Genomic DNA, 20463 nt, shown 5'->3' with positions numbered 1-20463 from the left:
CTTTCCTCGGTTCAGGGCCAGTGGCGGGGGCGGGGCGGCCCCATCGGGACGGTTCCCGCCGGGCAGCCGCATCCGCCGTCCTCCGGGCCCGTGCGGGCGCAGGAGCACGAGGCGCCGCGGCGCCGGGCGAACCACCACGCGGCTCCGGCGAGCGCGGCCGCGGCGAGGGCGAGGGCGAGGGCGGGCAGCCTGGCCGCGAAGGCCGAAGCCCCGGCGCCGACGACGCCCGCGGTGAGCAGCACGGGCAGCGCGCAGCATGCCACGCAGGCCAGCCCTGCCAGCCCTGCCAGGCCGGCCAGGGCCTTCGGGGCCCGGCGGGGGCGCAGGTCAGCAGCAGGGGCCGGCATGGCGGTTCTCCTCGGCGAGACCGGTGAAGGGGAGCGGGCAGCCCTCGCTGCCGGCGCAGGCGGCCAGGTCGTCACATCCCGCCGCGACGGCGTCGGCCAGGGCGGAGCGGATGGTGGTCAGATCGGCGATCCTCGCGTCGACCTCGGAGAGCTTCGCCTTCGCGCGCTCCTGCAGGCCGGGGACCGCACGGCCGTGCCGGTGGCGGCCGGTCTCCAGCAGCTCGGCGACCTCGTTCAGGGTGAAGCCCAGACGCTGGGCCGCCTTGATCACGCGCAGTGCGGTCACCGCTTCGCCGCCGTACAGGCGGTGACCGCCCGGCGAGCGGACAGGTTCGGCCAGCAGGCCGCGCCGTTCGTAGTAGCGCAGGGTCTGGATGTTCACCCCGGCCGCCTGGGCGACCTGACCACTGCGGAGGCCCTCGTTCACGGCCGTCCCCCGGCCATCAGGGCGCCGGCCCGCTCCGCCACGGCGTCCAGCACCGGCTCGTGCGCCTGGTCCACCGCGATGTCGAGCAGTATCCGGGTGCCGTCGGCGAGGGTGGTGAAGGCGAAGAACGGGCAGCAGCCGCTCTCCCGCCCGGCCAGATCCCGCACCTGCTCGCGCACACCGGCACCGCCGGACAGCACCAGGCGCAGGTGCAGCGGCCCGGCCCGGTGCATCTCCGTCAGGCGCCCGGCGAGCAGGCCATCCCACTCCGCCACCCGCAGGGGCCGCTCCGCTGTCGGCAGGGTGCAGGACTGCGGCACCCATTCCAGGTCGGTCATCGCGCTCACTCCCGTCATCGCGGCCCCGGGAAGCCCCGGCTGCCATCGACGGTAAACCTGTACCCGGGTACCGGATGCAAGCCCCGGTCACCGCCCGGTTGTGCCGGAGGCCGACGGGCCGGTCCTCCGGCGAAGGTCTCCGGTACGTGATTGCCGCGGCGGCGGACGGGCTCCGGTTTCTCGTGTCCCGGCTCCGCCCGTCCGTATCAACGCGTCCTGCCGGCCCGGATGCGTCGTCACGACGAGCGCCACGGCCCGTGCAGTTCCCGGCCCGGGCCGACCGCCCTCCGCTCACGACCGACCGCGGCTCGGCCCGCACCCGGCTCGCACGCATCCGCGGCGGCGGCGCATGTGACGAGAGTGACGCCGAGCGCCGCGGGCCGAGGGGGGCCGAGGGCTGATCATGGCCCGGTCCACGAGGTTGCCCGTAGGGTGAGGGACCGTGGCGACCACCCCCCGGCTCCCGGATGACCGGGCATTGCCCCTGCGTGAACGCAAGAAGCAGCACACCCGCCGCACCCTGGCCGCCGTCGCCCTGGAGCAGTTCAGCACGCATGGCTTCGAGCGCGTGACCCTGGAGGACCTCACGGAGCGCGCGGAGATCTCCAAACGGACTTTCTTCCGGTACTACTCCTGCAAGGAGTCGGTGGCTGTCGCCGCCGAAGCGGAACTGTGGGAGGCGTACCTCGGCGAGTTCGCGCGCACCGAACTCCACGGCAAGGTGCTGGCCGGGCTGCGTGCGGCGCTGTGCCGGGCCATCACCGGCATGGACGACGACTGGGACCGACGCTTCCTGGCCACCCGTCGGCTGATCGCCACCACGCCCGCGCTGCGCCATCACAGCCTGCTGGTCGCCGACAGCACGCAGGAGCGACTCGTCGCCCTGCTGGAGGAGAAGCTCGGCGCCGACGGACGCACCGACCCGCGTCTGCGCCTCCTCGGCGAGATCACCCTCGGTGCGTACCGCGTCGGGGCCAAGAACTGGACGGCGGGCCGGGGGGAGGGTGCCGGCCGGCGCGGCCAGGGCGGCCGGGCCATGCTCGCCCGCCGCGTCGACGAAGCCTTCGGGGCCATCGCCGGCGCGCTCGCGCTGACGGTTCCGTGATCCTCACCCCCGGCCGCGGAAACGACGGAGACTCCGTTCATTTTTCGCTCCTCTGACATTCCCGCGGCACTCCCGCCATGCAATGCACCGGAATAGGAAGTTAATTGACGCACTTCTGACCCGGGTGGCATTGAATCCCGGCCCCGCTCTGCAGAAACTCATTACTGGTTTCGAGAACGGTGCCGGGAGACCGTACGGGAGGAGAAGACCATTGGTCACACAATCGCGGAACGGAGGTGCCATGGACGCCTCGGTCATCGTCGTCGGCGCCGGTCCCGCAGGTCTGATGCTCGCCGCCGAGCTTCGTCTGGGCGGTGTCGACGTCATCGTTCTGGAAAGACTCGACCAGCGCACCGGGCAGTCCCGTGGCCTTGGTTTCACCGTCCGCACCATGGAGGTGTTCGACCAGCGAGGGCTGATGCCCAGGTTCGGCTCCCTGGAAACGAGCAGCGCCGGGCATTTCGGCGGGCTTCCCCTGGACTTCGGCATTCTCGACAGCCGTTGGCTGGCAAACAAGACCGTTCCCCAGTCGAGGACGGAGGAAATCCTCGAGGAATGGGCCGCCGGGCTCGGGGCGGACATCCGCCGCGGCCACGAGGTGCTCGGCCTCGCCCAGGAAACCGAAGGCGTCACGGTGGAGGTCAGCGGGCCGGCGGGCATCCATCGTCTGCGCGCCCGCTACCTGGTGGGCTGTGACGGCGGCCGGAGCACCGTCCGCAAGGCGGCCGGCTTCGATTTCCCGGGAACCGCGGCCACCATGGAGATGTTCCTGGCCGATCTGAGCGGTGTCCGGCTCCGGCCTCGCCTGATCGGCGAGACCGTGCCCGGCGGTATGGTCATGTCCGGCGAGCTGGAGAACGGTCTCACCCGCATCATCGTCTGCGAACGGGGCACCCCGCCGCAGCGCCGCGCCCAGCCGCCGGACTTCCCCGAGGTGGCATCCGCCTGGCAGCGGCTGACCGGCGAGGACATCTCGCACGCCGAGCCGGTATGGGTCAGTGCCTTCGGCGACGCCACCCGGCAGGTCACCCAGTACCGCCGCGGCCGGGTGCTGCTGGCCGGGGACTCCGCCCATATCCATCTGCCGGCGGGCGGCCAGGGCATGAATGCGAGCATCCAGGACTCGGTCAATCTGGGCTGGAAGCTGGCGGCGGTGATCCGCGGTCCGGCGGGCGAGGAGTTGCTGGACACCTACCACCGCGAGCGGCACGCGGTCGGGCGGCGGCTGCTGATGAACACCCAGGCGCAGGGCCTGCTCTTCCTCAGTGGTGACGAGGTGCAACCGGTGCGCGAGGTGCTGACCGAGCTGATGGAGTACCACGACGTCCGCCTGCACCTGGCCCGCATGGTGAGCGGGCTGGACATCCGCTACGACGTCGGCGGAGGCGGTCATCCCCTGCTCGGCTGCCGGATGCCGCACGTGGAGCTGGTGTGTGCCGACGGCAAGACCAGCACCACCGAACTGCTGCACCCGGGACGTGGCGTCCTGCTGGATCTCGCCGGCGACGACGGCCTGCGGCGCAGCGCCGGTCCCTGGACCGACCGGGTGGACGTCGTCACCGGGCTCCCCCACTACCCCGGCGAACGGAGCGACCTGCTCGCGGGCACCCGCGCCGTCCTGATCCGTCCCGACGGCCATGTCGCCTGGACGACGGAGAGCGAACACGACCTGCCGACCGCGCTGACGACATGGTTCGGCGCAGCCTGAACCCAGGAGGAGCACCCATGCACAGCACGCTGATCGTGGGCAGGATGGACCCTGCCTTCACCGACGAGGTCGTCCGGCTGTTCAGCGCCTTCGACGCCACCGAGATGCCGCGGCTGATGGGCACCCGGCGCCGTGAGCTGTTCACCTATCACGGCCTGTACTTCCACCTCCAGGACTTCGAGACCGAGCACGGCGACCGGGCCATCGCGGCGGCCCGCGAGCACCCCTTGTTCGTGGAGATCAGCAAGAACCTCAAGCCCTTCATCAACGCCTACGACCCCGGTACATGGCGGTCCCCCGGCGACGCCATCGCGAGCCGCTTCTACCACTGGCAGGAATCTGCATGAGCCGGCGCAGGGTGGTGGTCACCGGTATCGGCGTGGTGGCGCCGGGCGGGATCGGCACCAAGAGCTTCTGGGCGATGCTGACCGAGGGCCGTACGGCCACCCGTCTCATCACCTTCTTCGATCCCGCACGGTTCCGCTCCCGCGTCGCGGCGGAGGCGGACTTCGACCCGGAGGCCGGCGGCCTGTCCCCGCAGGAGATCCGGCGGATGGACCGGGCCGCCCAGTTCGCCGTCGTCTGTGCGCGTGAGGCCATCGCGGACAGCGGGCTGGAGCTGCCGGACACCGCCCCGGAACGGGTGGGGGTCACGGTCGGCACCGCGGTGGGCGCTTCCACGTCGCTGGAGCGCGAATACCGGGTGGTGAGCGACGACGGAAGGCTGGAGCCGGTCGACCACACGTACGCGGAGCCGCACCTCTACAACCACTTCATACCGAGTTCCTTCGCCGTGGAGGTCGCCTGGCTGGCCGGCGCCGAGGGCCCGGCCGGCGTGGTGTCCACGGGGTGCACCTCCGGCCTGGACGCGGTCGGCCATGCCGCCGGGCTGATCCGCGAGGGCTCGGCCGATGTGATGATCGCCGGTGCCACCGACGCGCCCATCACGCCCATCACCGTCGCCTGCTTCGACGCCATCAAGGCCACCACCCCGCGCAACGACGACGCGGCCCATGCCTCCCGGCCCTTCGACCTCACCCGGAACGGTTTCGTCCTCGGCGAAGGCGCCGCCATGTTCGTCCTGGAGGAACGGGAGGCGGCTCGTCGGCGCGGAGCCCGCATCCACGCGGAGATCGCCGGCTTCGCCTCCCGCTGCAACGCCTACCACATGACCGGGCTGCGGGCCGACGGGCGGGAGATGGCCGAAGCGATACGGGCGGCGATGGCCGGGGCCCGGGTCGACGCGCGGGACATCGACTACGTCAACGCGCACGGCTCCGGCACCAAGCAGAACGACCGGCACGAAACCGCGGCCTTCAAACGGAGCCTGGGCCACCACGCGTACACCACCCCGGTGAGCTCGATCAAATCGATGGTCGGCCACTCGCTCGGCGCGATCGGCGCGATCGAGATCGCCGCCTCCGTCCTGGCCATCACCCACGACGTGGTGCCGCCGACGGCCAACCTCACCGCTCCGGACCCGGAATGCGACCTGGACTATGTGCCGGTCACGGCCCGCGAGCAGCGGACCGACACGGTGCTGACGGTGGGCAGCGGATTCGGCGGGTTCCAGAGCGCGATGGTGCTGACCGGAGGAAAGGAACGCGGATGACGTCGTCGGCGGTGGTCACCGGCATCGGCGTGACCGCTCCCAACGGGCTGGGCACCGGGGAGTTCTGGGCCGCCACCAGGGCCGGCACGAGCGGCATCCGGCCGATCGCACGATTCGACGCCTCCGGCTACCCGTCACGGCTCGCCGGCGAGGTGCCCGGCTTCGACGCCGAGAAGCTGCTGCCGAGCAGGCTGATTCCGCAGACGGACCACATGACCCGCCTCGCTCTGGTGGCCGCCGAATGGGCACTCGACGACGCAGGAGTGGACCCCGCGACGCTGCCCGGCTTCGACATGGGAGTGGTGACGGCCAGTTCCTCGGGCGGCTTCGAGTTCGGCCAGCAGGAGCTGCGGAACATGTGGCACCGGGGCAACCGCTATGTCAGCGCCTACCAGTCCTTCGCCTGGTTCTACGCGGTGAACACCGGCCAGGTGTCCATCCGTCACGGCATGCAGGGTGCCGGCAGCGCACTCGTCAGCGACCAGGCGGGCGGACTGGACGCCATCGCCCAGGCGCGGCGGGAGATCCGCGGCGGGAGCCGGCTGGTGGTCACCGGAGGTGTGGACGCCGCGGTCTGTTCCTGGGGCTGGGTGGCGCAGCTGGCCGGCGGCCGGCTCAGCCGCAGCGGCGATCCCGGGCGCGCCTACCTGCCGTTCGACGCGGCGGCGTGCGGCTACGTGCCCGGTGAGGGCGGGGCGTTGCACATTCTGGAGGACGCCGCCTCGGCGCGGGCCCGCGGTGCCCGGGTCTACGGGGAGATCGCGGGCTACGGCGCGACCTTCGACCCGCGGCCGGGGACCGGCAGGAAGCCCGGGCTGGCCAGGGCGATCCGGCTGGCCCTCGCCGACGCCGGGCTGGGTGCCGGAGCCATCGACGCGGTCTTCGCCGACGCCGCCGCGATTCCCGAACTGGACCGGATCGAGGCCGACGCCATCGGCTCCGTGTTCGGCCCGCACGGAATCCCGGTCACGGCCCCCAAGACGATGACCGGGCGGCTGTACTCCGGCGCTGCGGCCCTTGACGTGGCCGCCGCACTGCTGGCCATCCGGGACGGTGTCATTCCGCCCACCGTCAACACCGTGCCGGACGCCGCCTACCGGCTCGACCTGGTGACCGGGCATCCCCGGCAGGTGCCGGTCCACGCAGTACTGGTGATCGCCCGCGGACACGGCGGATTCAATTCGGCCATGGTCGTGCGGGCCGTGGAACAGGAGAACTGACATGGCAGGCCGAACGATGACGGTCGAGGAGCTCACCACGATCCTGCGCGAATGCGCGGGTGAGGACGAGGGCGTGGATCTCGACGGCGACATCCTCGACACCGAGTTCGCGGACCTCGGCTACGAATCCCTGGCCTTGCTGGAGGCCAGCGGCCGGATCGAACGCGAATACGACATCACGCTCTCCGAGGAGGCGCTGACGCAGGCCAGGACCCCGCGGGCGCTGCTGGAGTTCGTGAACGCCGAACTGCGCAGCCCCGACCCGGCCTGATGTGAGCACCGGTCCCTGCCGCGCCGGCCGCCGCGGCACAAGGGGCCACCACCGTGACAACCCGCAGGAGGAGACATGCCCGATCAGCAAGCACGGAACGCCCTGGTGACCGGCGCCACCAGCGGAATCGGACTGGCCAGCGCCCGCACTCTGGCCCGGCAGGGCCACCGGGTGTTCCTCTGCGCCCGCACGCCCGCCGACGTCGCCGACACCGTCAAGGCCCTCCGGGCGGAGGGGCACGAGGCGGACGGCACCCACTGCGACGTCTGTTCGGCCGACGACATCAGGCGGTTCGTCCGGGCCGCGGTCGACCGCTACGGCGCGGTGGACGTGCTGGTGAACAACGCCGGCCGCAGCGGGGGCGGAACGACCGCCGAGCTCACCGACGAGCTGTGGTTCAACGTCATCGACACCAACCTCAACAGCGTGTTCCGGGTGACCCGCGAGGTGCTCACCACCGGCGGCATGCGGGAGAAGAACCGCGGCCGGATCATCAACATCGCGTCCACCGCCGGGAAGCAGGGAGTCGTCCTGGGCGCGCCGTACTCGGCCTCCAAGCACGGCGTCGTCGGATTCACCAAGGCGCTCGGCAACGAGCTGGCGCCCACCGGCATCACCGTCAACGCGGTCTGCCCGGGCTATGTGGAGACCCCGATGGCGGTGCGGGTCCGCCAGGGCTACGCCGCCGCCTGGGACACCACCGAGGCGGCGATCCTGGAGAAGTTCCAGGCCAAGATCCCGCTCGGCCGCTACTCCAGTCCCGAGGAGGTGGCCGGCCTGGTCGGCTACCTCGCCTCCGACACGGCCGCCTCCATCACCTCCCAGGCGCTCAACGTCTGCGGCGGGCTGGGCAACTTCTGACGACCGGGCGGCCCCGGCCGCCGTTCACCCCACGGGCCGGGCGGCCAGCCGCGCGGGGTGCCCGATGACCCGGCTCTCTTGGCACGACGACGGAGGAGAACATGGCGCAGCTGAACACCCGAGAGGTGGAGCACGAGATCACCGTGCTCGCCCCCGCGTCCACCGTCTACCGGCTGCTCGCCGAGGTGGAGAACTGGCCCCGCATCTTCCCCCCCACCGTCTTCGTCGACTGCGTCGAGCGGTCGGCGGAGGAGGAACGGATACGCATCTGGGCAACGGCCAACGGCGAGGCCAAGAACTGGACGTCGCGCAGGTGGCTGGACCCGAAGGCACTGCGCATCGACTTCCGCCAGGAGGTCTCGCCGCCCCCGGTGGCGAGCATGGGCGGCGCCTGGCTGATCGAGCCGCTCTCCGAGAACGAGAGCCGGATCCGGCTGCTGCACGACTTCCGGGCGATCGACGACGACCCCCGGAGCCTGGAGTGGATCGACCGGGCCGTGGACAGCAACAGCCGCACCGAGCTGGCGGGCCTGAAGTCCAACATCGAGAAGGCGACCGCCGCCGCCGAGCAGAATCTGCTGATGTCCTTCACCGACAGCGTCGAGATCGACGGCTCCGCCGAGGACGTCTACGAGTTCCTGTACCAGGCCGACCGGTGGACCGAACGGCTGCCGCACGTGGCCCGCGTCTCGATGCAGGAGGACACACCGGGTCTGCAGCTGCTGGAGATGGACACCCGCACCAAGGACGGCTCCACGCACACCACCAAGTCGGTCCGGGTGTGTTTTCCGCACCACCGGATCGTCTACAAGCAGACCACCCTGCCCGCACTGATGGCCCTGCACACCGGCTCCTGGGAGCTGCGCCCCCAGGGCGGCGGCATCCACGCCACGGCCGAGCACACGGTGGTCGTCAACACGGAGAACATCGCGCGCGTCCTCGGCCCGGACGCCGATGTCGTCCGGGCCCGCACCTTCGTGCGGGACGCGCTGGGGGCCAACAGCCGCGCGACCCTCGGCCACGCCAAGGCCTACGCCGAGCAGCGGAACCGGTGACCGGGCAGGACACCGGCACCGGGGTGGTCATCGCCGGTGCCGGCCCGGTGGGCCTCCTGCTCGCCGGGGAGCTCCGCCTGGGCGGGGTCCCGGTCACCGTACTGGAGCGGCTGGCCGAGCCGACCGGCGAGTCCCGGGCCTCCACACTGCACGCCCGGACCATGGAACTGCTCGACCAGCGGGGTCTCGTGGGCGCGCTGGGCACACCGCCACGCGCAGCACGCGGCCACTTCGGCGGCATCCCGCTCGACATGACGCTGCCCGCCCCGTTCCCGGGTCTGTGGAAGGTCCCGCAGTCCCGCACCGAGGCGGTGCTCGCCCGGTGGGCGGCCGGACTCGGTGCCTGCATCCGCCGGGATCACGAGCTCACCGGCATCACCGAACACCGCGGCGGGGTGGCGGTGCGGGCCGCTTCCCCGGGCGGCCCGCTGACCCTGCGGGCCCGGTACCTCGTCGGCTGCGACGGCGAACGGACCACCGTGGGCCGGCTGGCCGGCTTCGACTACACGGGCGAGGAAGCCGACAAGGAACTGCTGCGCGCCGACGTCGCCGGCCTGGACATCCCGGACCGGCGCTTCGAACGGCATCCGCGGGGGCTGGCCATCGCCTCCCGGGGCCCCGGCGGCATCACCCGGATCATGCTGCACGAATACGGTACGGCGCCCCGCTCCCGCACGGGGGAGCCCGGCTTCGCCGAACTGGCCGCGGCGTGGGCCAGGATCACCGGCGAGGACATCTCCCACGGCACCGCCGTGTGGCTCAACGCCTTCGACAACACCCGCCGGCAGGCCACCCGCTACCGCCGGGGCCGCATCCTGCTGGCCGGCGACGCCGCCCACCAGCAGATGCCGGTCGGCGGCCAGGCCCTCAACCTGGGTCTGCAGGACGCGGCCAACCTGGGCTGGAAACTCGCCGCCGAGCTGAAGGGCTGGGGGGCACCGCGCCTGCTCGACACCTACCACGACGAACGGCACGCGGTCGGCCGGCGGGTGCTCACCAACATCGCCGCCCAGGCCCTGCTGCTCCTCGGCGGGCCGCGTGCGGACCCGGCCCGTCAGGTCTTCGGCGAGCTGCTGGCCACGCCGACGGCCCGGTCGCACCTGGCCGCGGCCATCGGCGGCCTGGACATCCGGTACGAGGCGGGCCAGGGCGGCCACCCGCTGCTCGGCAGCCGGCTGCCGTACCACCTTCTGGAGACCGGGGCCGGGCCCGTCACCACCCTGGAACTGCTCCGCCCCGGCCGCGGGGTACTGCTCGACCTCACCGGCAGCCCGGCGCTGAGTACGGTGGCCGCCCCCTGGGCGGACCGGGTGCGCACCGTACCCGCGGAGTCCGCGGCGGCGCCCGCGCTCGGCTTCACCGCCGCGCTGATCCGGCCGGACGGCCACCTCGTCTGGGCCGACGGCAGCGCCGCGGAGCTGCGGGGCGCCCTGCACACCTGGTTCGGCCGGCCGGCACGCGGCTGAGCCCCCGGGCTCCCGGCCCGCCGGGCCGCACTGCACCTGCACCCGCACCCGCACCCGCACCACCGACCGTTTCCCCTGCACTCACCTGTCTCGGAGGGACACCATGGGCACACTGGACAACCGCACGGCACTGGTCACCGGCGCCAGCCGCGGCATCGGCCGGGCCACCGCGCGGCGGCTGGGACGCGAAGGGGCGCTGGTCGCGGTGCACTACGCGAACAACGCCGACGCCGCGCAGGAGGTCGTCGCGGGGATCGAGGCGGACGGCGGCCGGGCCTTCGCGGTCCGGGCCGAGTTCGGCGTCCCCGGCGACATCGACACGCTGTTCACCGCTCTGGAGAAGGGACTGACCGAGCGCACCGGCTCCGGCGCACTGGACATCCTCGTCAACAACGCGGGCGTCATGGGCGGACTGCCGCCCGAGGAGGTCACCCCGGAGCTCTTCGACCGGCTGTTCGCGGTGAACGCCAAGGCACCGTTCTTCATCGTCCAGCGCGCGGTGGGGATCATGCCGGACGGCGGTCGGATCGTGAACATCTCCTCCGGCCTCACCCGCTTCGCGAATCCGCAGGAAGTCGCCTATTCCATGACCAAGGGAGCGGTCGAGCAGATCTCCCTGCACTACGCGCGGCATCTGGGCCCGCGCAACATCACCATCAACAGCGTGGCGCCGGGCATCACGGACAACGGCAGCGCCGTCTTCGACGACCCCGAGGCCGTCCGGCAGATAGCCGAGTTCTCGGCCTTCAAGCGGGTGGGCCGGACGGCCGACGTCGCCGACATCGTGGCCTTCCTCGTCAGCGACGACGCCCGGTGGATCACCGGGGCGTTCGTCGACGCCAGCGGCGGCTCCCTGCTGGGCTGAGACCCCTCCCGCGGCCGCGCCCACCGTTCCCGCTTCCCACCGCCGGCGGTGCACTCACCATGACGACACACTCCTCATCCGCTTCCGCTTCCGCGTCCGCCGCCTGGCAGCCCAGGATGTGGGCACTGCTGCTGGTGCTCGCGGGAAACATGCTCATCGACGCGCTCGAGGTGTCGGTGGTGCTGGTGGCGCTCCCCGCCATCGCCGCCGACCTCGGGCTCTCGATGTGGACCGTACAGTGGGTGATGGGCGGCTTCGCCCTGGGCTTCGCCGCCACCCTGCTGCTCGGCCCGCGGATCACCGCCCGGTGGGGACGCCGCCGGGTCTACCTCGCCGCCCTGCTCGTCTTCGCCGCCGCCTCGGTGGCCGGAGGGCTGACCGACAGCGCGGCGCTGCTGATCGCCACCCGTTTCGTCAAGGGCGTCTGCGCGGCCCTGACCGCCCCGGCCGGCCTGGCCATCATCAGCACCGCGTTCCCCGACGGGCCGCCGCAGCGCCGGGCGGTCTCGGTGTACGCGCTCTTCGGCGGCATCGGCTTCACCACCGGGCTGCTGCTCTCCGGAATCCTCACCGGCGCCGACTGGCATCTGGTGTTCCTCTTCCCGGCGCCGGTGGCGCTGCTGCTGTTCGCCATGGGCGCCCGGCTGGTCCCGCCGGATCCCGGACGGCCGGAGGCGCACCGGCTCCGGCCCGCCCTGCTGGCCGAGAGGACGCTGCTGCGCTCGGCGCTCGGGGCGGCCACGCTCAACGGCAGCTACCTGGGGCTGCTCCTGCTGCTGAGCTTCCAGCTCCAGCAGCGGCCGGGCTGGGGCCCGCTGCAGACGGCTCTCGCCTTCCTGCCCGCATGTCTTCCGGTCGCCGTCACGGCCCCGTTCGCGGGCCGCATGGTGGCACGCTTCGGCACGGCCCGGCCCATCGCCCTGGGCGCCCTGGCGCCCGCCGCCGGGTACCTGCTGCTGCTTCGCGACCCGGAACCCGGGACGTACCTCACCGGGGTGCTGCCCACGCTGCTCCTGGTGGGAGCCGGCTTCGTATTCGCCTTTGCGCCGCTGAACATGCAGGCGACCTCCGGACTGCCGGCCGGAAGCCGGGCACAGGCCGTGCCGCTCTACCAGACGGGCGTACAGCTCGGGGCGGTGCTGACGCTCTCCCAGGTGGCGCTGCTGCTCGGCGACGACGGCGATGCGTACCGCCCGGCCCTGGTCCTGATCACCGCCGTCGGCGCCGCCGGCCTGCTGGTGGCGCTGACCGGGCTGCGGAAGGGCTCCCGGGGCTCCGGTCCCGGCCGCGCGACGACCTGATTTGACGGAATTTCACAGAGAATTGCAAGTTCCCAGGAAAAGCACGCTTGACCGCCGAATACCGCAGGGAAAATACTTGGATCCGGAATGGCGCCCGGAGATTCGGCACCCCTGAACCCGCACCGCCTACGACAGGTGACGCACATGACCCTGATGCCCCGCGTGAATCCGCTGTGGCAGCACATCACCGAGACGCACATCAATCCCGACTCGACATCCGACCTGACCAACTTCAAGAGGGAGGAGGTCAACTACCGGCTGACCTACTTCGACGTACGGACGAACGGTGTCAGGTATCTCAAAACCCTGGTCTTCAATCTCGCCGCCGCACTCGGCGAGGAGAACTGGGCACGGCTGCGGCGGATCCGCAACCGCGAGGTCGGCAACCCGTACACCGTCACCTACGACGGCGAACAGGTCTGCCTCGACTATCTCCGGGCCGTGCTCGATCTCGACTTCCTCACCCGGAACTTCTCCCCGGACGGGAGCCGGGTGCTGGAGATCGGCGCCGGCTACGGACGCACCTGCCACACCATGATGTCCAATCACGACATCGCGGAATACCGCATCATCGACCTGCCGAACACTCTGCAAATCTCCAGGAAGTATCTGGAGACCGTCCTGCCGAAGGCACAGTTCACGAAGATCTCCTTCATCCCGATCGACGAGCTCGACCGGTTCCGGGCCGAGATTCCCTTCGACCTGTGCATCAATATCGACTCGCTGGCCGAAATGGACATGGACACCGTCCGGTTCTACCTGTCCTTCATCGACCGGCACTGCGGGCACTTCTACGTGAACAACCCGGTCGGCAAGTACATGGACAAGAGCCTGGACGGCCACGCACGGGGGGAGGACGCCATCGCCCGGGCGATGAGCCCCGGGCCGCTGACCGACGTCATCGACATCAACGACAACCGGGCGGTCCGGGCCCAGGCGGGCAAGTTCACCACGGCCTACCGGCCCGGCGGGAACTGGGACTGCGTCGCGGACGCATGGGCGGCTCCGTACACCTGGTACTGGCATGCCCTCTACCGGAAGCGCTGAGCCCACCGGCGAGCCCGCCGCCTCCCGCCGGCCCCCGCCGCTCACCCGCCCGCCGCTCACCCGCCCGCCGCTCACCTGCCTGTCGCTCACCTGCCTGTCGAAAGGATGACCATGCCGGACACGCCCATCCCCGTCGCGGTGATCATCGGTAGCTCCCGCAACGGCCGCTTCGGGCCCACGGTGGCGCAGTGGTTCGTGGGCGAGGCGCGGCAGCGGGACGACCTCGCGCTGGATGTCATCGATCTGGCCGATGTCCCGCTGAGCATGGCCGGGCCCACGCGTCCGCCCGCACCGGAGATGGCCCAGGTGCTGGACACGGTATCGCCCCGCATCGACCGGGCCGACGCCTATGTGGTGGTGACCCCCGAGTACAACCACAGCTTTCCCGCCGTCCTGAAGAACGCGATCGACTGGCACCTGTCGCAGTGGCGCGCCAAGCCGGTGGGCTTCGTCTCCTACGGCGGCATCGCCGGGGGTCTGCGGGCCGTCGAGCAGCTTCGGCAGGTCTTCGCCGAGCTGCACGCCGTCACCATCCGCGACACCGTCAGTTTCCACGGCGGCGTGCAGAGCTTCGACCCCCAGGGGCGGCCGAAGGAACCCCAGGGATGCAGCGCCGCGGCCAAGACCATGCTCGACCAGCTGGTCTGGTGGGCGACGGCCCTTCGTGAGGCGCGGGCCAAGCGCCCCTACCACGCCTGAGGAATGCCATGGACTCTTCAGTGATCGTGGTCGGAGCCGGCCCGTCGGGCCTGATGCTCGCCGGCGAGCTGCGGCTCGCCGGAGCCGACGTGATCGTCCTGGAGCGGCTGCCCGGGCGGACCGGCCAGTCCCGCGGGCTCGGCTTCTCCGCACGCACGATGGAGGTCTTCGACCAGCGCGGGCTGCTGCCCCGCTTCGGCGAGATCGTGACCAGCCCTCAGGGGCACTTCGGCGGCGTCCCGGTGGACTTCTCGCTGCTGGACGGCGCGCACTACGGCGTCAAGGGCATCGCCCAGTCCACGGTCGAGGCCGTCCTGGAGGAGTGGGCCACCGGGCTCGGCGCCGACATCCGCCGCGGCCATGAGGTCCTGTCCGTGACCGACACCGGCGGCACGGTCACCGCCGAGGTCCGCCGGAACGGCACCGTGGAGCGGCTCCGGGCCGCCTATCTCGTCGGCTGCGACGGGGGCCGCAGCACGGTCCGCAGGTCGGCCGGATTCGACTTCCCCGGCACCGCGCCCACCAGGGAACTGTTCCTGGCCGACATCCGGGGCTGCGACATCCGGCCCCGTCCCATCGGGGAGACCGTGCCCGGCGGGATGGTGATGTCCTCCCGGCTGACGGGCGACACCGACCGCATCGTCATCGCCGAACGGGACGCCCCGGCGCGCCGCCGCACCTCCCCGCCCGCGTACGCGGAGGTCGCCGCGGCCTGGCTGAGACTCACCGGCCAGGACATCTCGCACGCCGAGCCGGTCTGGGTCAGCGCCTTCGGCGACCCCTGCCGCCTGGTCGCCCAGTACCGCCGCGGCCGGGTCCTGCTGGCCGGGGACGCGGCCCACGTCCACCTGCCCGCGGGCGGGCAGGGCATGAACGTCAGCATCCAGGACGCGGTCAACCTCGGATGGAAACTGGGGGCGGTGGTGCGCGGCACCGGCACCCGGCAACTGCTCGACAGCTACCACGGCGAGCGTCATCCCGTCGGCGCCCGGCTCCTGATGAATGTCCAGGCCCAGGGACGGATCTTCCTGGGCGGCGACGAGATGCGTCCGGTCCGCGAACTCCTCACCGAGCTGGTGCGCCACGACGTGGTCTCCCGCCACCTGGCGGGCATGGTCTCCGGCCTGGACATCCGCTACGACGCCGGCCCGGGCGACCATCCGCTGCTCGGCATGCGGATGCCGACGACTCCGGTGGTGACCGCCGGAGGCAGGACCACCACCGCCGAGCTGCTGCATCCCGCGCGGGGTGTGCTGCTCGACCTCGCCGACGACGCCGGCCTGCGGCGCACCGCGGCTCCGTGGGCGGACCGGGTGCGTGTGGTCACCTGCCGCCTCGCCGCTCCGGAGAAGCCCGGTGCGCCGGCCGGTGCCTCGGCCGTCCTCGTCCGCCCGGACGGCCATGTCGCCTGGGTGGCGCCGGGCAGCGAGCAGGCCCCGGACACGGCCCTGGAACGCTGGTTCGGCGCTCCCTCCCCCGCCCGCCGGCACCCCGCTGCCAAGGAGACAGACAGATGACCGGCATCACCGACTGGATACCCGACGACATCGACACCTCCGTCCCCAGCCCCGCCCGCACCTACGACTACCTCCTCGGCGGCGTGCACAACTTCCCCTGCGACCGGCAGGTCGCCGAGCAGGTGCTGACCGTGCTGCCCGTCCGGGAGATGTCGCGGGACAACCGCGAGTATCTGCACCGGGTGGTGCGCTTCCTGACCGAGGCCGGTATCACGCAGTTCCTGGATCTCGGCTCCGGGCTGCCGTCCATGGGCAACGTGCACGAGGTGGCGCAGCGGCTCGATCCGCGGGCCCGGGTGGTCTACGTCGACTGCGAACCGGCCGCGGCGGCGCACGGCCGGCTCATGCTGAGCGGCAACGAGGGCGCCGCCATGGTGTGCGCCGACATCCGGGAGCCGGAATCCGTGCTGGACGCCGGGCCGGTGCGCGCGCTGCTGGACCTCTCCCGCCCGGTCGCCCTGCTGATGCTCGGAGTGACCCAGTTCCTGCCCGACGAGGACGACCCATGGGCACTGACCGCCCGCTACCGCGCCGCGCTCGCCCCGGGCAGCTATCTCGCGCTGTCCTCGTTCACCTGGGACAACGACCCGGAAGCCATGCGCGCGGCGATCACGATGTTCACGGCGAACGGCCGCCCGCCGATCGTCCCGCGCACCCGTGCCGAAGTGCTCCGCCTTATCGGCGACTTCGAACTGGCCGAGCCGGGACTGGTCTTCACCCCGCAGTGGCGGCCCGAGCACCCGGAACGTGCGGACCGGCGGTCCAACCTCTACGCCGGTGTCGCCCGGAAGCCCCGATGAGTCCCGCCGCGGCACCGCGGCCGGCAATACGACACGGAGGCCCCAGATGCGCATCCTGATCGCGGCATGGCCGTCGACAACCCACGTCTTCCCGGTCGTCCCCCTCGCCTGGGCGCTGCGCGCAGCCGGGCACGATCTCCGGGTCGCCTGCTACCCGAGCATGGCCGAGGCCGTAGCCGGCGCCGGCCTGACCGCCGTGGTCCTCGGCGAGGGGGAACAGCTCCCCGCGAAGCCCCCGCCCGCGGACGAGGCGAAGCTCGACCGGCTCGCCGAGGCGCTGGCCCTGGATGCCTACGAGAGCCGCATCTGGCGCTTCCTGCGTCACCGCATCCTTCCCGTGATGCGCAAGTACTTCCTGGAGACGGAACGCGCCCCCGGCAACCGTCCCATGGTGGACGACCTGGTGTCCTTCGCCCGGCGCTGGCAGCCCGAGCTGGTGCTGTGGGACGGGTCCTTCTTCGGTGCGCCGATCGCCGCCCGGTCCTGCGGCGCGGCCCACGCCCGCCTGCAGATCGCGGTGGACTACTGGGCCTGGCTGCGGCAGCTCTTCCGCGAGCGGGCGGCCTCGCGTCTCCCCGGCGCGGGTGACGACCCGCTGACCGAACTGATGCGCCCCATGGCGCGGCGGTTCGGCTTCGACGCCGACGAGGAGATGCTGCTCGGCCAGTGGACCGTCGACCCCATCCCGGAACCGATGCGGCTCCCGGTCGGCGTGCGCACCGTGTCCGTCCGGCCCGTGCCCTACAACGGCAACGCCGCTGTTCCGGCATGGCTCCAGGAGCCGCCCGTGAAGCCCAGGGTCTGCCTGACCGCGGGCCTCAGCGGCCGGGAGCGGCACATCGCGAGCGGCATCTCCATCGGTGAGCTGCTGGGCATGGTCGCCGACATGGACATCGAGGTGGTGGCCACCCTCAACGCCGGCCAGCTCCACCCGGAGGAGAAGCTCCCGGACAACGTCCGGGTCGTGGAGTACCTGCCGCTCCATCTGCTGCTGCCGACGTGTTCGGCGGTCATCCACCACGGCGGCCCCGGCACGATGGGGGCCGCCATCGCCGCCGGCGTGCCGCAGCTGGTGACCGGCATGCTGACCGCCTGGGACAGCGGCGCCTCGGCACCGGCGGCCCGTTACGTGTCCGAGCGCGGCGCCGGTCTCGCCGTGGACGGCGACCAGTTCTCCGCCGGGACGATGAAACACCAGCTCGCCCGGCTGCTGGCCGAACCGTCCTTCCAGGCCGGGGCCCGGCGGCTGCACGACGACATGCTCGCCGTCCCCAGTCCGGTGGACATCGTCCCGGTGCTGGAGAGGCTCACCGCCCGGCACCGCGGCTGAACCGGACCGCCGCCGAACAGGAGGGCACCACCGTGCTCGAACGTGTCCAGCCGGCCCGGCCGGCCGAACCCGGCACCGGGGCCGTCACGCCCTGGCGATCGGCTCCCCTGGCCCTGCTGCTGTTCAGTTCCACTCTCGGGGTGCTGGGCGGGGCGATCATCGTTCCGGTGCTGGAGGTCATCCGCGGCGGCCTCGGCATCACCGGTACCCAGGCCGGTCTCATCCTGACCACCCATGGGCTGGCCATGGCCCTGTGCTCCCCGCTGACCGGGCGGATCGTGGACCGGTGGGGGATACGCCGGCCCATGGCCGGCGGGCTTCTGCTGTACGGGCTGGGCGGCGGGTCCGGACTGGTCACCACCACCTATCCGGCGCTGCTGGCGGGGCGGTTCGTGTTCGGCGCCGGGGCCGCGATGGTGTTCACCGCGACCACGGTCGCGCTGCTCTCGCTCTACCGGGGGACGCTGCGCGACCGGGTCATGGGATGGCGCTCGGTGGCCACCACCGCGGGCGGGGTGCTGTGGCCGATGGCCGCGGGGCTGCTCGGCGGACTCTCCTGGCACACGCCGTTCGCGATCTACCTGATCGGCGTTCCGCTCGGTCTGGCGGCGCTGCTGTTCGTCCCGGACACCCGGCCGGCACCCCAGGGCGCGGACTCCGGCGGTGTGATCCGGCTTTTCCGGCGGCGGCCGCGGCTCATCGGCCTCTACACACTGCTGATGGCGACCGCCCTGATGATGTTCGTGCTCGCCGTCTTCATGCCGCAGCGGCTGGCCGAGGTCGGGGTCGAGGACCCGTTCGTCGTGTCGATCTACTCGGTCGTCACGGGCGCCGCCATGGCGAGCCTGGTCGGCATGGTCTACGCGCGGGTGCGCGCCCGGTGCAGCTACGCCGCGCTGCTGCGCACCGCCGCTGCCGCCTGGACGCTGGGCTTCCTGGTGTTCGGGGTGGCGGACCACCCCCTGCTGCTGCTCGTGGTACCCGTGCTGACCGGCCTGGGCACCGGCATCGTCTTCCCCGCCCTGACCGTGCTGATCGACGAGACCGCCCCCCGGGAGCTCCGCGGCCGTGCCACCTCCCTCCAGGGCACGTTCAATTTCGTCGGTCAGTTCACCTCTCCCCTGCTGTTCGGACCGCTCATCGCCGCCACGTCCATCACCACCGGCTCCCTGGTGACGGCCGGCCTGGCGGGTCTCATCCTGCTGGTCCTGCTGCTGGCCACGGTGCCGGAACCACCCCGCCCGGACACCGGCGCACCGCAGGGCACGGCCGCCCGGGGGTGACCGGTCCCGGCACCCGGCCCGCCGCCCTCCGCACCGACCCGCCCGTCCGGCGTGTGTTCCGCCGGGCGTCCCGAAACCGACAGGAGACCTCTGTCCATGAAATTCCACCTGCTGGGCAACACCGGGCTGCGCGTATCGGAACTCTGTTTCGGCACGGGAACGTTCGGCGCCGGGAAGATCGGCTGTTCCAAGGAGGAGAGCGCCCGGCTGGTCGGCCTCTACGCCGAGGCCGGCGGGAACTTCCTGGACACCGCCAATGTCTACTCCGGCGGCAGGACCGAGGAGTACCTCGGCGAGATCCTGGCGGGCCGGCGGGACGAGTTCGTCGTCGCCACGAAATACAACGGCATGACCCGCAGCGGGGACGTGAACTCCGCGGGCAATCACCGCAAGAACCTCGTCGGCTCGCTGGAGGCGAGCCTGCGGCGGCTGCGCACCGACCGGATCGACCTGCTCTGGCTGCACGCCAGGGACGTGTTCACCCCCGTCGAGGAGGTCATGCGGGCGCTCGACGACCAGGTACGGGCCGGCAAGGTGCTCTATGTCGGCGCCTCCAACTGGCCCGCCTGGGAGATCTCGCGGGCCAACGTGCTCGCCGAACTGCGCGGGTGGTCCGCGTTCGCGGGCACCCAGTTCCGCTACAACCTGCTGGAACGCACACCCGAGCGGGAACTGCTGCCGATGTCCCGGAGCTGCGCGGTGACCGCCTTCGCCTGGGGTCCGCTCGCCGAGGGCCGGCTCACCGGCAAGTATCTGCGGGGCGAACGGGGCAGGCTCACCGTGGACGACTGGGCGGGGCAGCACGCCCACCACGACGACATCGTGCGCGAGGTGGTCAGGATCGCCGGTGAGGGCGGCTGGAGTCCGGCGCAGGTCGCCCTGGCCTGGCTGCGGCAGCGGGCCGTCCCCGTCCTGCCCATTCTCGGCGCCACCCGGGAGGCGCAGTTGCGGGACAACCTCGGGGCCCTCCGGGTCACGCTCGACCGGGCGCAGCTGGACCGGCTCGATGAGATCAGCCGGGTGCCGCTCGGCTTCCCGCACGAGCTCATGCGGATTCCGGAGGCGACCGCGGGAGCCTACGGCGACCGCTGGCAGGACCTGCGCGACCGGCACGGCCGCACGGTGACCGACATGCTCTGACCCCGCTCCCCCGACGGACCCCGGCCGGCCCCCGGCCGGCCACACGAGGACCGGCACGACCCCACAAGCCT

Annotated in this window: 21 protein-coding genes; 18 read left to right on the top strand and 3 right to left on the bottom strand. The window is 72.0% G+C overall.

Features of this window, described 5'->3' with window-relative positions:
- Positions 1-11: 11 nt before the first annotated feature.
- From GQS09_RS01865 to GQS09_RS01855, 3 genes are read right to left on the bottom strand one after another with little or no spacing between them, the layout of a single operon-like run.
- Positions 12-347 (bottom strand): hypothetical protein, encoded by a 336-nt coding sequence (locus GQS09_RS01865; protein WP_165984173.1) that lies wholly within the window; start codon positions 345-347, stop codon positions 12-14.
- Positions 328-774 carry a MerR family transcriptional regulator gene (locus GQS09_RS01860; RefSeq protein ID WP_165984172.1) on the bottom strand — a complete coding sequence of 149 codons (447 nt, stop codon included), beginning with the start codon at positions 772-774 and terminating at the stop codon, positions 328-330. Before GQS09_RS01860 ends, GQS09_RS01865 begins: the two co-directional genes overlap by 20 nt.
- Complete coding sequence (locus tag GQS09_RS01855; protein WP_165984171.1) at positions 771-1112, bottom strand: hypothetical protein; 342 nt, start codon at positions 1110-1112, stop codon at positions 771-773. Before GQS09_RS01855 ends, GQS09_RS01860 begins: the two co-directional genes overlap by 4 nt.
- A 442-nt stretch (positions 1113-1554) precedes the next feature.
- Here GQS09_RS01855 and GQS09_RS01850 point away from each other — a divergent pair, with 442 nt between their 5' ends.
- The 18 genes from GQS09_RS01850 (at position 1555) to GQS09_RS01765 (ending at position 20392) form a co-directional block, all read left to right on the top strand.
- Entirely contained in the window at positions 1555-2217 is a 663-nt protein-coding gene (locus tag GQS09_RS01850) for a TetR family transcriptional regulator (RefSeq protein ID WP_313895946.1), read from the top strand.
- A 241-nt stretch (positions 2218-2458) separates the two neighbouring features.
- On the top strand, positions 2459-3925 hold the full coding sequence (locus GQS09_RS01845) for an FAD-dependent monooxygenase (RefSeq protein ID WP_165984170.1): 1467 nt from the start codon (positions 2459-2461) through the stop codon (positions 3923-3925).
- 17 nt (positions 3926-3942) lie between these two features.
- Positions 3943-4272 (top strand): TcmI family type II polyketide cyclase, encoded by a 330-nt coding sequence (locus tag GQS09_RS01840; RefSeq protein WP_165984169.1) that lies wholly within the window; start codon positions 3943-3945, stop codon positions 4270-4272.
- Positions 4269-5537, top strand: coding sequence for a beta-ketoacyl synthase (locus GQS09_RS01835; RefSeq protein WP_165984168.1), 1269 nt, complete (start codon positions 4269-4271; stop codon positions 5535-5537). The genes GQS09_RS01840 and GQS09_RS01835 overlap by 4 nt, the downstream gene beginning before the upstream one ends.
- Positions 5534-6757 carry a ketosynthase chain-length factor gene (locus GQS09_RS01830; RefSeq protein ID WP_165984167.1) on the top strand — a complete coding sequence of 408 codons (1224 nt, stop codon included), beginning with the start codon at positions 5534-5536 and terminating at the stop codon, positions 6755-6757. Before GQS09_RS01835 ends, GQS09_RS01830 begins: the two co-directional genes overlap by 4 nt.
- A 1-nt stretch (position 6758) precedes the next feature.
- The gene (locus tag GQS09_RS01825) at positions 6759-7028 is read left to right on the top strand and encodes an acyl carrier protein (protein ID WP_165984166.1); all 270 of its coding nucleotides are present in this window, start codon (positions 6759-6761) and stop codon (positions 7026-7028) included.
- A gap of 75 nt (positions 7029-7103) precedes the next feature.
- Positions 7104-7889 carry a 3-oxoacyl-ACP reductase FabG gene (fabG, locus tag GQS09_RS01820; protein ID WP_165984165.1) on the top strand — a complete coding sequence of 262 codons (786 nt, stop codon included), beginning with the start codon at positions 7104-7106 and terminating at the stop codon, positions 7887-7889.
- Between the two features lie 101 nt (positions 7890-7990).
- A complete protein-coding gene (locus GQS09_RS01815; RefSeq protein WP_165984164.1) occupies positions 7991-8944 on the top strand; it encodes an aromatase/cyclase in 954 nt (317 codons plus the stop codon).
- Positions 8941-10410, top strand: coding sequence for an FAD-dependent monooxygenase (locus tag GQS09_RS01810; protein WP_313895945.1), 1470 nt, complete (start codon positions 8941-8943; stop codon positions 10408-10410). Before GQS09_RS01815 ends, GQS09_RS01810 begins: the two co-directional genes overlap by 4 nt.
- A gap of 103 nt (positions 10411-10513) precedes the next feature.
- Complete coding sequence (locus GQS09_RS01805; protein WP_165984163.1) at positions 10514-11275, top strand: SDR family oxidoreductase; 762 nt, start codon at positions 10514-10516, stop codon at positions 11273-11275.
- A 59-nt stretch (positions 11276-11334) separates the two neighbouring features.
- Positions 11335-12576, top strand: coding sequence for an MFS transporter (locus GQS09_RS01800; protein WP_165984162.1), 1242 nt, complete (start codon positions 11335-11337; stop codon positions 12574-12576).
- A gap of 144 nt (positions 12577-12720) precedes the next feature.
- Entirely contained in the window at positions 12721-13623 is a 903-nt protein-coding gene (locus GQS09_RS01795; RefSeq protein ID WP_165984161.1) for a putative sugar O-methyltransferase, read from the top strand.
- 105 nt (positions 13624-13728) lie between these two features.
- Positions 13729-14322 carry an NAD(P)H-dependent oxidoreductase gene (locus GQS09_RS01790; protein WP_207957355.1) on the top strand — a complete coding sequence of 198 codons (594 nt, stop codon included), beginning with the start codon at positions 13729-13731 and terminating at the stop codon, positions 14320-14322.
- Positions 14323-14330: 8 nt separating this feature from the next.
- A complete protein-coding gene (locus GQS09_RS01785; protein ID WP_165984159.1) occupies positions 14331-15839 on the top strand; it encodes an FAD-dependent monooxygenase in 1509 nt (502 codons plus the stop codon).
- Complete coding sequence (locus GQS09_RS01780) at positions 15836-16639, top strand: SAM-dependent methyltransferase (protein WP_165984158.1); 804 nt, start codon at positions 15836-15838, stop codon at positions 16637-16639. The genes GQS09_RS01785 and GQS09_RS01780 overlap by 4 nt, the downstream gene beginning before the upstream one ends.
- A gap of 46 nt (positions 16640-16685) precedes the next feature.
- The gene (locus tag GQS09_RS01775; RefSeq protein ID WP_165984157.1) at positions 16686-17969 is read left to right on the top strand and encodes an activator-dependent family glycosyltransferase; all 1284 of its coding nucleotides are present in this window, start codon (positions 16686-16688) and stop codon (positions 17967-17969) included.
- Positions 17970-18001: 32 nt separating this feature from the next.
- Complete coding sequence (locus GQS09_RS01770; RefSeq protein WP_165984156.1) at positions 18002-19252, top strand: MFS transporter; 1251 nt, start codon at positions 18002-18004, stop codon at positions 19250-19252.
- A 96-nt stretch (positions 19253-19348) separates the two neighbouring features.
- On the top strand, positions 19349-20392 hold the full coding sequence (locus GQS09_RS01765; protein ID WP_165984155.1) for an aldo/keto reductase: 1044 nt from the start codon (positions 19349-19351) through the stop codon (positions 20390-20392).
- The last annotated feature ends 71 nt before the right edge of the window (positions 20393-20463 follow it).

The organism is Streptomyces sp. YIM 98790, from assembly GCF_011421595.1.
GTDB lineage: Bacteria > Actinomycetota > Actinomycetes > Streptomycetales > Streptomycetaceae > Streptomyces.
The sequence above is the reverse complement of the archived record's forward strand: the minus strand, read 5'-3'. Positions and strand labels throughout refer to the sequence as shown.